The following is a 15,363-nucleotide window of genomic DNA, read 5'->3' on the forward strand; positions in this document are numbered from 1 at the left end:
AGATACCGTGCATAGCGAAATCGTTATCCCGGCAAAGACGGCTAACGGATAGACACCAAAATTTTACTAAAAATCTGCACTTACACCGTTGAAATTTTGCGCCTTTGCTACACTTTTCTCATCACAATTCTGTTGAGAGAAAAGGCATCATGAACTGGCGTAAAATGAAAATTGCTTGGCGTGCTGGTGTAAGTTTCGGTTTGATTGCAATCATTATGATCTTGATGGCAGTTTTTTCTGTGCAGCAGATGAATCAGCTCAATAACGCGTCCACCGAAATCAACAAAAACTGGCTACCGAGTGTACGTCAGAATTCGGCTTTACTATATCTCACCCAAAAATTGCGAGTCGCAGAATTTACCCATGTACAGCAGTCCCGAGAAGAAGATATGCGTGCGACTGAGCAACAATTTGTGGTGATCATGCAGGATATCGAAAACTCTGAAAAACAATATCAACATCTTATCGATCCCAACTCTGCAGAAGAAAAACAACTATTTGAGCGTTATTCCCAAACAAAACAACATTATCTAGCACAACATGATGAATTTTTAGTCATCTCCAAGCAAAACCTGACACAGCAGGCCTTTTCTAAATTAATGGACATGGAGCCCACCGCCAAAGAACTTGAACAAGCGTTGCAGGCGATGATTGAGTTCAACAACAAAGGGGCGGCCAACGCCAGTGATGCTGGCGATATGCGTTACGAGTTTGCCATGACCGCCATAGGCATTGTGTTGTTGCTCAGTTTTGCCGTCATGGGCGTTATCAGTGTGATATTTACTCGCAGCATTGTGCGGCCACTGGCCGAAGCTGTTGCCAGTGCAGAAGCTGTAGCGGATGGCAATCTTAATCATGTCATCAACGATGAAGGTTCCGATGAACCCGCGGCGGTGATGCGCGCCATGCAAAATATGCAGCGGCAGTTGCGAGATACCATTAGCCAAATATCTACCGCATCAACCGCGCTTTCCAATGCAGCGTTATTGTTGAATCAACAAACAGATGCCAATCGACAAGAACTTAATATCCAAAATGGTGAAATTCAATCCGCTGCGACCGCAGTAACGGAAATGACCAGTGCAGTAGAAGAGGTTGCCCTCAATGCACAGTCCACCTCAGATGCGACAGAGAAAGCAGAATCGTCGGTGCAAGATGGTTTCGCCCAAGTTGCACAAACCACCGAGCAGATAGTCGCGGTGGGTAAAGAGATCACCCGTTCAAATCAACTTTCCAGCGATTTAGCCCGTAGAGTTGATGATATCAGTAAGGTGCTGGATGTTATTCGCGCGATTGCGGAGCAAACTAACTTGCTGGCCTTAAATGCTGCGATTGAAGCTGCACGGGCAGGCGATCAAGGCCGTGGTTTTGCCGTGGTAGCTGATGAGGTGCGCACACTGGCACTGCGGACACAAAATTCCACCGAAGAGATTGAGTCGACCATCAGATTAGTGCAGCAAGAGTCTCGCCAGGCGGCGGACGCCATGCAAAAAAGCCATCAGCAGGCGCAGGCAATGGAGGAGAACGCACGGGCAACACGTCAGAGTATTGAGATAATCGCCTCGCAGATTAAAGATATCAGTCAACGCACCCTATTAATCGCTAGCGCCGCAGAAGAACAGGTAGCGGTCGCCAGAGAAGTAGACCAAAACCTAAATAATATTCAAAGTGCCTCGTCCACGATTACCGATGGGGCCAATCAAACCGCAACCGCCAGTACAGAATTACAGCAACTGGCGCAACGACTGAAAGATTTAGTCAGTCGTTTTCAGTTCTAACCAATATTAACTGACCCTAAGGACATGATGTGGCGAGGATGAGTTAGCTTGGACTCAACATGTTGCAACGCCATGCAGCGAGCTCAAGGATGCCACGCATAATGGCGAAGCAGCATTCTTGAGGCTTTGGCGCCAACGCTTAAAACAGATAAAACGCTATCTAGAAATGATAGGCACAAAAAAACCGCCACTAGGCGGTTTTAATTAAGTGGTGGAGCTATGCGGGATCGAACCGCAGACCTCTTGCATGCCATGCAAGCGCTCTCCCAGCTGAGCTATAGCCCCAAATTCATATTCCCGATGGAAGTGAATTTGGCATCCCCTAGGGGATTCGAACCCCTGTTACCGCCGTGAAAGGGCGGTGTCCTAGGCCTCTAGACGAAGGGGACCTTGGAAAGTGTTTCTCTCCGCTACCGGAGCAGTTCATGCGACTGGCACAAACTGAATATTTGGTGGAGCTATGCGGGATCGAACCGCAGACCTCTTGCATGCCATGCAAGCGCTCTCCCAGCTGAGCTATAGCCCCGAAATTCGTATTCCGAATATCGGAATTGGCATCCCCTAGGGGATTCGAACCCCTGTTACCGCCGTGAAAGGGCGGTGTCCTAGGCCTCTAGACGAAGGGGACCCTGGCTGAAACTTTACTCTGTTTCCTGAGGCGGTTAAACCTGCTGACTTTTTTATTCCACCAATATAAGGCTGTATCGGTGAAATTGGCATCCCCTAGGGGATTCGAACCCCTGTTACCGCCGTGAAAGGGCGGTGTCCTAGGCCTCTAGACGAAGGGGACCCTGGACTGAAACTTTACTCTGTTTCCTGAGGCGGTTATACCTGCTGACTTTTTCACTCCACCAATATAAGGCTGTATCGGTGAAATTGGCATCCCCTAGGGGATTCGAACCCCTGTTACCGCCGTGAAAGGGCGGTGTCCTAGGCCTCTAGACGAAGGGGACCCTGGACTGAAACTTTACTCTGTTTCCTGAGGCGGTTATACCTGCTGACTTTTTCACTCCACCAATATAAGGCTGTATCGGTGAAATTGGCATCCCCTAGGGGATTCGAACCCCTGTTACCGCCGTGAAAGGGCGGTGTCCTAGGCCTCTAGACGAAGGGGACCCTGGACCAAGAAATTGGTGGAGCTATGCGGGATCGAACCGCAGACCTCTTGCATGCCATGCAAGCGCTCTCCCAGCTGAGCTATAACCCCGAATCTCTTGAACATTTGAGCATGCTACAGCGGACTGTCACCCATGTCTCAAGTGCGAGGCGCATTCTATGCAGCACACCCAAATGTGTCAACGCATTTTTTAGGAATTTAATCTGGCTGCTACAAATTCAACCGCTTTGGAGATTCTTTGCTCGCAACGGACTTTTCCGATAAGAAACAGCGTAATATCTAACGATGGTGATTGGCCAACACCGGTGACGGCAACCCGCAGTGGCATACCCACTTTGCCCATACCCACTTCCAGTTCGGCAGCAGTTTCTTCTATCGCCTGATGCACCGCTTCTTGGGTCCATTCAGGTAATGCGGCCAGCTTCTGCTGAACCAGTTTCAGGGGTTCCATTGCCACACCACGCAGGTGCTTTTTAGCTGCGGTTTCTTCAAACTCAGCAAAATCTTCATAGAAGTAACGGCTATGTTCAGCCATCTCTTTTAATGTTTTGCTGCGTTCCGCCAACGCGGTCACCACCGCCGACAATGCTGGGCCATTGCTGGTATCAATCTGCTGATCCTGCATATGCCATTGCAGATAGCCTGCAACATATTCAGGATCCAGCGTTTTGATGTAATGCTGGTTCAGCCACTGCAATTTTTCGGTATTAAAGGCAGAGGCTGACTTGTTGATGTCATCCAGTTTGAAGTACTGCACCATTTCGTCGAGAGAAAAATCTCCTGATCACCATGGGACCAACCTAAACGCACCAGATAGTTCAGCAGTGCTTCTGGCAGATAGCCATCGTCACGATACTGCATCACGCTAACCGCGCCATGGCGTTTTGACAGTTTGGCACCATCGTCACCGAGGATCATGGCCACATGGGCGTATTCGGGAATAGGTGCACCCAGCGCTTTTAGAATATTGATCTGTTTCGGGGTGTTGTTGATATGGTCTTCACCACGGATAACGCAGGTGATCCCCATATCCCAGTCATCCACCACCACACAGAAGTTATAAGTCGGCGTACCATCGCTACGCGCGATGATCAGGTCATCCAACTCTTCATTAGCAATTTCAATACGACCACGCACGTGGTCATCAAATACTACGCTGCCTTCCTGAGGCATTTTAAAGCGGATTACGTAAGGCTCATCGGTGTCACGTGGTGCGGCATCACGACAGCAGCCATCATATTTCTGACGTTCACCTCTAGCGGCCTGCCCTTCACGTAGCGTTTCCAAACGCTCTTTGGAGCAGTAACACTTATAGGCTTTACCCTCTTCCAGCAGTTTTGCAATCACTTCATTGTAGCGGTCAAAACGCTTGGTCTGGTAATAAGGGCCTTCGTCCCAATTCAGGCCAAGCCATTCCATACCTTCAAGAATGGCATCCACTGCTGCCTGGGTTGAACGCTCCAGATCCGTATCCTCAATACGCAGTACAAACTCACCTTTATTGGCCCGAGCATGAAGCCAGGAATAAAGGGCTGTACGGGCACCGCCCACATGTAAATAGCCGGTTGGGCTGGGAGCAAAACGCGTCTTGATGGTCATAATCGAACACAAACCTTATTGAGTAAGGAGCCTGTTCACAGGCGAGTGAAAAAAGAGCGCTTATTCTAGCAGTCATGGATATCAAGGGGAAAGAGTAAAGCGTCACCTTACACAATCGCTGCCGTTCCTGTCTTCGCTCACGTCAATAGGCGGAAATCCACCCATTTCACAATTAATTGTGAGCCATTTCTCACACACTCAACATTTACATGTGACGCACATCAAACAATCTACACTTGAATAACCAATAGGTTACGGAAAAGTAAACAAATTGGCGCACAACTTGCCTTTAGTCAGGGCAACCATTGGGAAATAAAGCTGTTTTCCCGGGTCCAGATACGAATTTATGGGGCTCGTATCTGCAAAACTTATAATTTAGAAGGATTAGCACGATGACTATAAAAAGTACCAAGCACATCAGTCGGTTGTCTCGACCATTCAAAACACTGGCAAAACTGGCGTTAGTCGGCAGTGTCATGGCAACCAGCTTCCTGGCCACCGCCGAGCCAGTAGAAATCAAGTTTTCCCACGTTGTTGCCGAAAATACACCTAAAGGTCAGGCCGCTCTCAAATTCAAAGAATTGGTGGAGCAGCGTTTACCCGGTGAATACAAAGTCAGTGTTTTCCCTAACTCTCAGCTCTTCGGCGATAACAATGAACTGGCGGCCTTGTTGCTGAACGATGTGCAGTTTGTGGCACCGTCGCTGTCCAAGTTTGAGCGCTATACCAAAAAATTGCAGTTGTTCGATCTGCCCTTCCTGTTCAAAGACATGGATGCAGTAGAACGTTTCCAACAGAGTGAGGAAGGCCAGAAACTGCTGAATTCCATGAAGCGCAAAGGCATTGTGGGTATTGGTTATCTGCATAATGGGATGAAACAGTTTTCCGCTAACGAACCGCTGTTGTTACCCAAAGATGCCTCCGGTAAAAAATTCCGCGTAATGGCGTCTGATGTCCTGGCCGCGCAGTTTGAAAGCCTCAATGCAATGGCGGTGAAAAAGCCCTTCTCTGAAGTGTTCACCCTGCTGCAAACCCGCGCTATTGATGGTCAAGAGAACACTTGGTCCAATACCTATTCGAAGAAATTCTACGAAGTGCAATCCTATATCACCGAAAGTAACCACGGGGTGCTGGATTACATGGTCGTGACCTCTGATACCTTCTGGAAAAGCCTGCCAGCAGATAAACGCAAAGTGATTAAAGCGTGTTTGGACGAAGCCATTGCTTACGGTAACAAAATGGCGGCAGACAAGAATGCGGAAGATCGCCAAGCGATTATCGATTCAAAAGAATCCAAAGTGGTTGAGCTAACGCCAGAGCAGCGTCAGGCTTGGGTCGATGCCATGAAACCTGTGTGGAAGAAATTCGAAGATCAGATCGGTAAAGAAACGATTGCAGCTGCTGAATCAGCCAACCAGTAAAGTTGTCCGGGGCAGTTGCTGCCCCCATTTTCCACTGGGGACGGATTATGTTATCGCGAATTTTTGCCTACTTCGAAGAGGGCTTTCTTAACGTATTAATTTCTGCCATGACCATTTTGGTTTTTGTGGAGGTTATCGCCCGCTTCTTCTTTAATGTTGGTTTTCTGTGGATGCAGGAGCTAACACTCACAATTGCAGGTTGGTTTGTACTGTTTGGCATGTCATACGGTGTCAAAGTTGGTGCTCACATTGGGGTTGACGCCTTTGTTAAAAACCTGCCCCGTAAGGCGCGTAAATATGCGGCGCTGTTGGCCGTGGTCATCTGTCTGGTGTATTGCAGCCTGTTTCTGATTGGTAGTTGGGACTATCTGAAGCAGATGTATACCACCGGGGTGCCCATGGAAGATATCAGTTTGCCTCATTCCTGGGTAGCCAACCTCGATGCGGATAAAGTCTGGGATACCTGGCGTATCGATGTGGAAGATCCGCGGGTGCCGCTATGGATGTCGCAAAGCATTCTGTTGTTTGGTTTTTCCATGCTGACCTGGCGTTTTATTGAACTGTTTATTGCGATTGTCCGCAACCAGTCCTTAGGTTTCAGCTTCCATGACGAAGCCAAGGAAAGTATGCAGTTGGCTGATGATACAGCTGACAAGGGTAATCCCACTGACCATAGCCATTCTGATCCGCAGGTGAAACCATGACAATTGCCACGCTGTTTATTACGCTGTTTGTCTGCATGCTGCTCGGAATGCCGATTGCGATTGCGCTGGGTTTTTCCAGCATGCTGACCATCTTGTTATTTTCTAATGATTCACTGGCCTCGATTGCATTGAAACTGTACGCATCGACGTCAGAACACTACACACTGTTGGCGATCCCATTTTTATTCTGTCATCGGCATTCTTGTCGACTGGAGGCGTTGCCAGACGCATTATCGATTTTGCCATGGACAGTGTCGGCCACATCCGTGGTGGCCTGGCAATGGCTTCGGTCATGGCTTGTATGCTATTTGCTGCGGTGTCCGGTTCATCGCCAGCAACGGTTGCGGCCATTGGTTCCATCGTGATTGTCGGTATGGTACGTGCGGGCTATCCAGAAAAATTTGCCGCTGGCGTTATTACCACTTCCGGCACCTTAGGAATCTTAATTCCGCCGTCGATTGTGATGTTGGTATATGCTGCCGCCACCGAAGTTTCTGCCGCCAGAATGTTCATGGCCGGGTTAATCCCAGGCTTGATGATGGGTGGCTTGTTGATGGTTGCTATTTATATCACCGCCCGCATCAAGGGACTGCCATCACAGCCCTTCCCTGGCCTTGGCAAACTGTCGATTTCCTTTGCCAAAGCGATGGGCGGCTTAATGCTGATTGTCATCGTCTTGGGCTCTATCTATGGCGGGGTTGCCAGTCCAACGGAAGCCGCGGCTGTTGCCTGTATCTATGCCTATTTGGTTGCCGTATTTGGTTATCGTGATATTGGGCCACTGAAAAACGTTGCTTGGCGCAATCCAGGAGAAGCGCTGCCCACCGCGGTTGTGCGCAACTTGTGGCATATGCTACTCGGGATCATCAAAACCCCAGGCGACAAGGAAGTGCGTACCGTGGTGCGTGATGGTGCCAAAGTGTCCATCATGTTGTTGTTTATCATTGGTAACGCCATGCTGTTTGCCCATGTCCTGACCACTGAACGCATTCCCCACCATATTGCTGAAGCGATTGTGGGCTGGGGCTTACCACCGTGGGGCTTCCTGATCATTGTCAACCTGCTGTTACTGGCGGCTGGTAACTTTATGGAACCCTCGGCAATCCTGTTGATTATGGCGCCTATTCTGTTCCCGATTGCAGTCAAACTGGGGATTGACCCCATTCATCTGGGGATCATCATGGTCGTCAATATGGAGATTGGGATGCTGACGCCGCCCGTGGGACTTAACCTGTTTGTGACGTCGGGGATTACCAACCGCAGCATAGGTTGGGTGATTAAAGCCTGTCTGCCGTGGTTATTGCTGCTACTAGGCTTTCTGCTCATTATCACCTATGTGCCGCAGGTATCGCTGGTACTGCCAGAATTTCTTGACAGCCTGCGTACGCCTTAGCCCTTGAAAAATCATGAGGTATCGGCGAGTCTAGGCCAGACTCGCCGTGATTTAGGGCAATGGCCAGAAATGCAAACGCAATCCTCTTCGCGTAAACGTCTGCTGATCAGCATCTTGCTGATTGGCGGGCTGTTTTTAACCTTGCGACTGACTTACTGGTACCATCTGGAACAAGGATTTTCCCGAGCATTACCGTTGGCCAGCAGGCAACTCGAAGAAGTGATTAACTTCATTGATGGCGCCTTGATCCGCTATGAAAGTATCCCCCATGTGCTGTCAACCAACCCCTGTTGGCCAAAGCCTTACGCCACAGTGGCGACCATACTGAGATCCAACACATCAACCGCTATTTTGAAGAAATTCAACATGTAACCGAAGCTTCTGATATCTATTTACTCAACAAAAATGGTGATGCTATTGCCGCCAGTAACTGGCAGAAGCCCTACTCTTTCATCGGTCAAAATTATGCGTTTCGCCCCTATTACACCGAAGCCGTTGCCGGACGTTTAGGCAGCTACTATGCGGTCGGCACCTCCTCAGATACCCGGGGTTTTTACTTTTCCTATCCTATTCAGGAAAAAGCAGAAATCCTCGGGGTGATTGTTGTTAAAGTCGACATTGCCGATATTGAAGAACAACTCACCGGACTGGCAAAATCCGGCCAATATGAGCTGGCTATCAGCGGTGATGATCAGGTGATCTTTGTCGCCAGTATGGAAAGCTGGCGTTTAAAATCACTAATGCCACTGGATGACAGCAGCCAGCAAGCTATCTACAAGAGCCGCCGCTACGCTAACCGTATTATCAGTGCGCTAACGGTAAAACCGCCGTATTCGCCCTTTGAGCATTCTGAAAAAACACCGATTTATCAGATCCCAACCGACAGCGGTAAAGCACAATATATTGATACCCGTAGTGAAATGACCAAAGCGGGCTGGAATGTCCATGTGATGACGCCAGTAAAACCGCTGTACACTTCGTTGCCGCCGCTGTTGATGTTATCGACCTGTCTGTATCTGTTAGCCGCACTGGGGTTATTGTTCAGCCTTGAGCGCCGCAAAAATATGCAGCGGATGCAGCAGGCACAACAACTACTGGAACAACGGGTACAAGAACGTACCCGCGAATTACAAGATGCCAATGACAAATTGCAGGAAACACAGGACGAACTAGTTCAGGCGGCCAAACTGACGGTCATAGGCAGTCTCTCTGCCAGTATCAACCATGAGATCAACCAACCGCTGGCGGCGCTGCGCAGTTATGCACAAAACACGCAAATCCTGCTGACACGCAATATGCAGGATAAAGCACAGGAGAACCTTGCCACCATTATCAGTCTGGCAGACAGACTGGCCGAAATTGTCGCGCAATTTAAAAGTTTTACCCGTAAAACCAAAGGTCAGGACAAACTTACCGATCTGCGACTAGCCGTAGAGGATGCGTTAACCATCGTCACCCCCGAGATTGAAAAGCAGCAGGTACAGTTACAGTTACGACTGCCCGATGCCCCGTTACGCTTTTTTGGTGATAAAGTACGCTTACAACAAGTGCTGGTGAACCTGATCAGTAACGCAATCACCGCCATGCAGCACTCTCCAACGCGGCAACTCACCATTACCATTAGTGCCGGAGAACAGCTTTGCATCCAGATCCGCGATTCCGGCCCCGGAGTAAACGAAAGCCAAATGGAAAAGATTTTTGAGCCTTATTTCACCACCTCGCAACGCCAAGGACTGGGACTCGGTCTATCGATTTCACGACGGATTGTAGAATCCATGAATGGCAGTATCAGTGTTGCCAATGCCGTGGATGGCGGTGCCGAATTCAAAATCCTGTTGCCGCTCTGTCCAGAGGAGGAAAACGTATGAGTCATGATGCTTATACTGTGCTTATTCTGGATGATGAACCGCATATAGGTACGGTACTGACGCAGTTGTTCGAACTGGAAGGGATTGCCGCCAAAGCCAGCACTCAGCCACAGGAAATCCTAAAACTGCTGGACCGTAACTGGATGGGTGTGGTCATCACTGACGTCAACATGCCAGGCATGGATGGCATCAGTGTGATGCAACAAATAAAACAGCAAGATACTGATATTCCAGTTATTTTAATTACTGGTTTTGGTGATATCGCCATGGCGGTCAGCGCGGTAAAACAAGGCGCCTATGACTTTCTGGAAAAGCCATTTAACAATGAGCATCTGCTCGACATCGTAAAACGTGCCTTGGAAAAACGTGCACTGACCTTAGAAAACCGCAAACTCAAACAGGAATTGGAATCGCAAAGACGCCGGGGCCTAGAATTTTGGGTAACAGTCCGGGGATCCGTCAGATGCGCCATATCATCCATCAGGTGCTGGACACTCCGGCAGATATTCTGGTGCATGGCGAAACGGGTACTGGCAAGGAACTGGTAGCGCGCTATCTGCATGATCACAGCCCCCGCAATGCCGCTAATTTCGTGGCCATCAACTGCGGTGCGATTCCAGAAACCATCATCGAAAGTGAACTGTTTGGTGCAGAAGCGGGAGCCTTTACCGGCGCAGACAAAACCCGTATTGGTAAATTCGAGTATGCCAATGGCGGCACCCTGTTTCTCGACGAAATCGAAAGTACGCCCATGGCATTGCAGGTGAAGCTGCTGCGGGTACTGGAAGACCGCAAAGTGGTGCGTCTAGGTTCCAATAAGAGCATTGAGCTGGATATTCGGATCATTGCCGCCACCAAAGTTGATCTTAAAGCCCTGTGTGACACAGGTGAGTTTCGCTATGACCTGTTCTATCGGCTGAATTTGGTGACCATTGAAATTCCGCCATTAAGGGATAGACGTGAAGATATTTCGTTGCTGTTTCTGCATTTTGCCAGGGTAGCCTCAGCCAGATACCACAAAGAACTCATCGCACTGGATGCGTCACAAGTCGCACGGCTAAGTACCTACAACTGGCCCGGTAATGTACGCGAGCTGCGCAATCTGGCAGAACGTTATGTACTGCTTGGCAGTGATGCCGCATTTGGCGCCATGAGCAGTGACGAGCTACTGCATAGCGGCATGTCACTGACACAGCGAGTAGAGTTTTTCGAACGCTTGCTGATTGAAGATGCGCTCAACCACAATAAAGGCTCCATCAAACACACCATGGAGCAGTTGGAACTGCCACGCAAAACCCTCTACGACAAGATGCGTAAATATGGGCTTGAGCGTAAAGACTTTATCAATGATGAACTTTAGCCAACTGTGGCGCTGTTGCAAGGCTCAGCCGTTGCTCACTGCCAAGACGCCAAACCGCAATAGTAATCACCGCCAGCAACAGCATTGAGCCTACAACAATGCCCTGCCAGCCGCTGTGGTGCCAAAACATCATCAGATAGGGGCCGCCCATCGCTGCGCCAAAGTAGTAAAAACATAAATATAAGGATGTAGCTTTGGCGCGGTGGCGGTTCGCCCGCATTGCTACGAACGAGTTACAACAGCTATGGGTCACAAAGAAACCACAGCTACTCAGCAAAAAACCCATACAGATAGTGATCTGATTTTCCAGCAAGGTCAGCAAAGTGCCAGCTAACATCAGTACTAGCGACATTTTAAACAGGGGTAACTGGCCGTGGCGAGCAATCCAGCGGGCGGTGAAATAAGAGGCAATGGTACCGCTGGAATAGCACAAAAAGATCAACGTTGCCTGAAAACGGCTCCAATGATATGGCTCAGCCATTAAACGCAACTGGATAAAGCTATATTGATTCACCATCATCATGAAGGTCACACCGCCGATGATGTAAGCCAGCCGCATCTGATTATCCTGTAAATGCCGCAGGAATCCACGCAGATCGATACGGCCTTCCTTGTGTAACTGCCAGCGTCGAGCACGGCGCTCCCGCTTCACCGCACTGCCCGCACTAGGCAGCAACCAATTGGTGATAGCCACCCCCAACAAACTCAACAACAGCAACACCCACATAGCGCTTTGCCAGTCAAAATACTGCGACAGTACACCGCCCAATAAGCGCCCAACGATACCGCCAAAACTATTAGCGGTGATGTAAACCGCTGCGGCTTTTAACATGGTCTGCGGCTGCAATTGTTCTTTAAAATAGGCCATGGCAATGGCTGGCAGCGACGCCAACAAAATACCTTGCAGCAAACGCACGGCTACCAGCCCGTCAAAACTACTGATGTAGACCAATAACAGGTTGGACAATGCCAGTGCCCACAAGCTCCAAACAATAGGATTGTGGCGCCCAATCCGATCGGATATCACAGCATAGATCAACAGTGAAAACGCCAGGGTAAAACTGGTAACGGACAAGACCAGCGTCGAACGAGCAGCCGACACCTGAAACTTTTCAGCTATCAGCGGCAGCATCCCTTGCATCATGTACAGGTTGATGTAAATGACAATGGAAGCCACACATAACGCCCAGATTAACCGATTATCGCGGGACATACGTGTCAGCGCGTTGTTGCCCATGATGTGACACACCTCAAACTTTTATGACATTGCCATAAGATTAGCACGCACTAAAACATAACAATAATAGATAAAAAATATGAATTTCATTGATTTTTGTTATGCTGAAAACTGAGTTAGTGCGCTGGCAAATGCACATTAAAGGGAGATAACGCGTGGACATTAAACAGTTAAAACATCTTGATGCCTTGGTGCGCTATGGCAGCTTTACCCGCGCGGCCGAAAAACTCAACATAGCACAACCGGCGCTTAGTCAGAGTATTAAACGCCTGGAACAGTCACTGGGAGTTACCTTAGTCGATCGCCGCCAACGCAAACAGGAAAGTGGCCTGAAACTCACAGCTGAAGGCGAAACCTTACACCAGCATGCAATGCTTATATTAAAGCAGGTGCAGCAAGCAGAAAGTCATATTCGCTCAATGGCACAACTTGCTCTCGGCGAGGTTCGAGTCGCCGTGCCAGGGATGCTGGGCTCCTTCTACCTGCCAAGCCGCCTAATGGCGTTTCGCCATAAATATCCAGGGTTAAAATTATCGCTGTTTGAGGGCGGCACTCGTGATGCACTGCGTATGTTGGAACAGCAGGAAGTGGATATTGCCATTATTACCGCACAAGATCTCAAACCGGAATTTGACTCTAAAGTACTGATTAACGAACAGATGGTGGTTGCTACATCACTGGATCATCCGCTCGCGGAACAAACCAGTGTGACCCTGGAGCAATTCTTCAACCATGAATTAGTGATGTTCAAACGTGGTTACTATCATCGGGAATGGATGTTACAACAAGCAGAAGCACTGGAACTCACCCCAAAATTGCCTTTGAAACCAATCTTATCAATCTTATCAAACAGGTAGTTAATCAGGGCTATGCCATCACCACAGTGCTAGAGATGGTAATCACCCCTAACGATGGCATCCGCGCCTTGCCCTTCTCCCCACCCGTTTACTTGGAATTACATATCGCCTGGAAAAAACAGCGGCCATTAAGCCAAGCAGATCAAGCGTTTGTCGCCTTTTTGCTGGAGAACACCTGATTGCATCAACAGTATTATTCTTTATTGATCCCGTAATCTCGTAGTTTATTGGCGATAGCGGTATGTGATACGCCAAGTTTTTTCGCCAACTGCCGAGTGGATGGATAGGCAGGATATAAACGCCGCAACAAATTCGCTTCATACTGTTTCATGGCTTGCTCCAGTGTGCCCTCAAATTGCTGGTCAAAATAGCCGGCACTTTCATCGTAACTCGGCAATTTTAACTGCTCGACAGAGAGTTCTCCGGCGCCCTCCCACATGGATACCGCTCGGAAAATAGCATTTTTAAGCTGCCGCACATTGCCCGGCCAAGCATAAGACTGCATAAAGCTGCGACATTTTGCGGAGATCCGCCGCACGGGACAGGACAACTGGGCACAATAGTGTTCCAGAAACATCTCCGCCAAGGGTAAAATATCAACTTTCCGTTCCCGTAACGCTGGCAAATGAAACGCTAGCACATGGATCCGATAGTAGAGATCTTCTCGGAATAATCCTTGCTGGCAGCGGGCGGCAAGATCTTCCTGGGTTGAACAGATAATTCTCACATCAGGCCGGATATCTTCACTGCCACCAACCCGCCGGAAACTTCCATCTTGCAGTAATCGCAGCAGTTTCACCTGGGCGGCGGCAGACATTTCGGCAACTTCATCCAAAAACACGGTACCACCCTGCGCTTCCTCAAAGAAACCTCGCTTCATCAGCTTACCGTGACTGACGTAGCCAAACAGTTCCTCTTCCACGGCGCTGTCAGGAATGGCTGCACAATTGATGGCAACAAAGGGTTTTTCACGCCGCATACTGGCATCATGACAAGCTCTTGCCATCATCTCTTTGCCAGTACCGGTTTCTCCGGTAATAAGCAAGGGGCATCCAATTGTGCCATGCGCTCAGCCTGTTTCAGCACTTGCTGCATCCGCTCACTGACGGCCAACACATTAGCAAATCCCTTATTCTGACTTTGCAGCGCATTAAACTGCTGCCCAACCCGAGCTGGACTTTTTAACGTGACCACTGCCCCGGCGCGGATTTCACCACCATCGCCATTAGGTAACATGACCGGCAACATCTCGGCAAGATATTCACTGTTGCCGATACGTACTCTGGCAGCTTGGGGTAACAGTTGCGGCTCGCTGAGCCAACGTCCAAAATTAAATCCTTGCACCCAATGATTGAGCGATTCATCCAGCACTTCATGCAGTTGCATTCCCAGCATGAACTGAGCAGCCTCATTGGCAATGCGGATGCGGCCCTTGGCATCCAGAGAAAAACACCATCAGGAAGCGTTTTCAGCAGTGTTTGTAGCGCATAGTGTTCCTGTTCAGAAGGCATAAAAGCGACCGTTCTGACGTCATATACCGCTTCAATTTTGCGGATTTGCGGCATCAGCGCGCTCAGCACATCAAACGCGACATCGGCAAACTGTAAAAAGAAAAAACCTTTGTTGCTGGCGTCAATTGACATCAGATTGATGCCATAGGTTTCCAGCACACTTAAAATATCCTTGGCCAGACCGACCCTGTCCTGACAACTGATTTCCAGACGCATAACGACTGCTGTCCCTTGTTCTGTTGGTACATGCTTACGGGATTTTACGCATATGAGCCAAGCGGCAACCATGTGCGGATACTAAGTTAGAGGGTTCTGAACAAGGTGGCAAGTCTTCTTTACACTGCATTGAGAAATAGCAGAGATAGGTCTTATTTCTATCACAAAAGAAGCGCAATAGTTGCTGTTAACAATTGCCGAGTTTTAGTTAACATCAAGTTAGCACTGGCGAGCCAGGCAGTGATTCACATAGCATTTATCTGCTGTTTGTTTACAATGAACACTTTTCAGATGGCCTATCA

4 protein-coding genes, 8 tRNA genes and 6 pseudogenes are annotated in these 15,363 nt (G+C 49.0%); 7 read left to right on the forward strand and 11 right to left on the reverse strand.

What is annotated here, in order from left to right; all coding sequences use genetic code 11:
* Positions 1 to 149 precede the first annotated feature (149 nt).
* Positions 150 to 1,778, forward strand: coding sequence for a methyl-accepting chemotaxis protein (locus KHX94_RS02230; RefSeq protein WP_213682210.1), 1,629 nt, complete (start codon positions 150 to 152; stop codon positions 1,776 to 1,778).
* A 209-nt stretch (positions 1,779 to 1,987) separates the two neighbouring features.
* On the opposite strand, the gene KHX94_RS02235 is transcribed toward KHX94_RS02230, so the two are convergent.
* The 9 genes and pseudogenes from KHX94_RS02235 to gltX form a co-directional block, all read right to left on the reverse strand.
* A tRNA-Ala gene (locus tag KHX94_RS02235) sits at positions 1,988 to 2,063 on the reverse strand.
* Positions 2,064 to 2,091: 28 nt separating this feature from the next.
* Positions 2,092 to 2,167 (reverse strand) — tRNA-Glu (locus KHX94_RS02240).
* A 61-nt stretch (positions 2,168 to 2,228) separates the two neighbouring features.
* Positions 2,229 to 2,304, reverse strand: a tRNA-Ala gene (locus tag KHX94_RS02245).
* Positions 2,305 to 2,330: 26 nt separating this feature from the next.
* A tRNA-Glu gene (locus KHX94_RS02250) sits at positions 2,331 to 2,406 on the reverse strand.
* An 86-nt stretch (positions 2,407 to 2,492) separates the two neighbouring features.
* Positions 2,493 to 2,568 (reverse strand) — tRNA-Glu (locus KHX94_RS02255).
* An 87-nt stretch (positions 2,569 to 2,655) separates the two neighbouring features.
* Positions 2,656 to 2,731: transfer RNA gene (locus KHX94_RS02260), tRNA-Glu, on the reverse strand.
* 87 nt (positions 2,732 to 2,818) lie between these two features.
* Positions 2,819 to 2,894: transfer RNA gene (locus tag KHX94_RS02265), tRNA-Glu, on the reverse strand.
* 15 nt (positions 2,895 to 2,909) lie between these two features.
* Positions 2,910 to 2,985, reverse strand: a tRNA-Ala gene (locus tag KHX94_RS02270).
* 100 nt (positions 2,986 to 3,085) lie between these two features.
* A pseudogene (gene gltX / locus KHX94_RS02275) lies at positions 3,086 to 4,494 on the reverse strand (glutamate--tRNA ligase).
* 392 nt (positions 4,495 to 4,886) lie between these two features.
* Between gltX and KHX94_RS02280 the strand changes: the two are divergent.
* The 5 genes and pseudogenes from KHX94_RS02280 (at position 4,887) to KHX94_RS02300 (ending at position 11,240) form a co-directional block, all read left to right on the forward strand.
* A complete protein-coding gene (locus tag KHX94_RS02280) occupies positions 4,887 to 5,915 on the forward strand; it encodes a TRAP transporter substrate-binding protein (protein WP_213682211.1) in 1,029 nt (342 codons plus the stop codon).
* A 47-nt stretch (positions 5,916 to 5,962) separates the two neighbouring features.
* Positions 5,963 to 6,619: a TRAP transporter small permease gene (locus KHX94_RS02285; protein ID WP_213682212.1), complete on the forward strand. Its 657-nt coding sequence runs from the start codon at positions 5,963 to 5,965 to the stop codon at positions 6,617 to 6,619.
* Positions 6,616 to 8,012 (forward strand): annotated as a pseudogene (locus KHX94_RS02290) (TRAP transporter large permease). Before KHX94_RS02285 ends, KHX94_RS02290 begins: the two are co-directional and overlap by 4 nt.
* A gap of 69 nt (positions 8,013 to 8,081) precedes the next feature.
* Positions 8,082 to 9,880: pseudogene (locus KHX94_RS02295) on the forward strand (sensor histidine kinase).
* Positions 9,877 to 11,240: pseudogene (locus KHX94_RS02300) on the forward strand (sigma-54-dependent transcriptional regulator). Before KHX94_RS02295 ends, KHX94_RS02300 begins: the two co-directional pseudogenes overlap by 4 nt.
* On the opposite strand, the gene KHX94_RS02305 reads toward KHX94_RS02300, so the two are convergent.
* Positions 11,224 to 12,477, reverse strand: a complete 1,254-nt coding sequence (locus KHX94_RS02305) for an MFS transporter (RefSeq protein WP_213682213.1) — start codon at positions 12,475 to 12,477, stop codon at positions 11,224 to 11,226. The pseudogene KHX94_RS02300 and the gene KHX94_RS02305 sit on opposite strands and share 17 nt — an antisense overlap.
* 155 nt (positions 12,478 to 12,632) lie before the next feature.
* On the opposite strand from KHX94_RS02305, the pseudogene KHX94_RS02310 reads away from it, so the two are divergent.
* A pseudogene (locus KHX94_RS02310) lies at positions 12,633 to 13,513 on the forward strand (LysR family transcriptional regulator).
* 14 nt (positions 13,514 to 13,527) lie between these two features.
* On the opposite strand, the pseudogene tyrR reads toward KHX94_RS02310, so the two are convergent.
* Positions 13,528 to 15,061 (reverse strand): annotated as a pseudogene (gene tyrR, locus KHX94_RS02315) (transcriptional regulator TyrR).
* Positions 15,062 to 15,363: the final 302 nt, after the last annotated feature.

Origin of the sequence: Shewanella dokdonensis, from assembly GCF_018394335.1 — a bacterium.
Taxonomy (GTDB): domain Bacteria; phylum Pseudomonadota; class Gammaproteobacteria; order Enterobacterales; family Shewanellaceae; genus Shewanella; species Shewanella dokdonensis.

Excerpts from the sequence above, each read along its gene's own strand:
- KHX94_RS02230 (WP_213682210.1), top strand. The coding sequence starts at position 150 with ATGAACTGGCGTAAAATGAAAATTGCTTGGCGTGCTGGTGTAAGTTTC.
- KHX94_RS02280 (WP_213682211.1), top strand. The coding sequence starts at position 4,887 with ATGACTATAAAAAGTACCAAGCACATCAGTCGGTTGTCTCGACCATTC.
- KHX94_RS02285 (WP_213682212.1), top strand. The coding sequence starts at position 5,963 with ATGTTATCGCGAATTTTTGCCTACTTCGAAGAGGGCTTTCTTAACGTA.
- KHX94_RS02305 (WP_213682213.1), bottom strand. The coding sequence starts at position 12,477 with ATGGGCAACAACGCGCTGACACGTATGTCCCGCGATAATCGGTTAATC.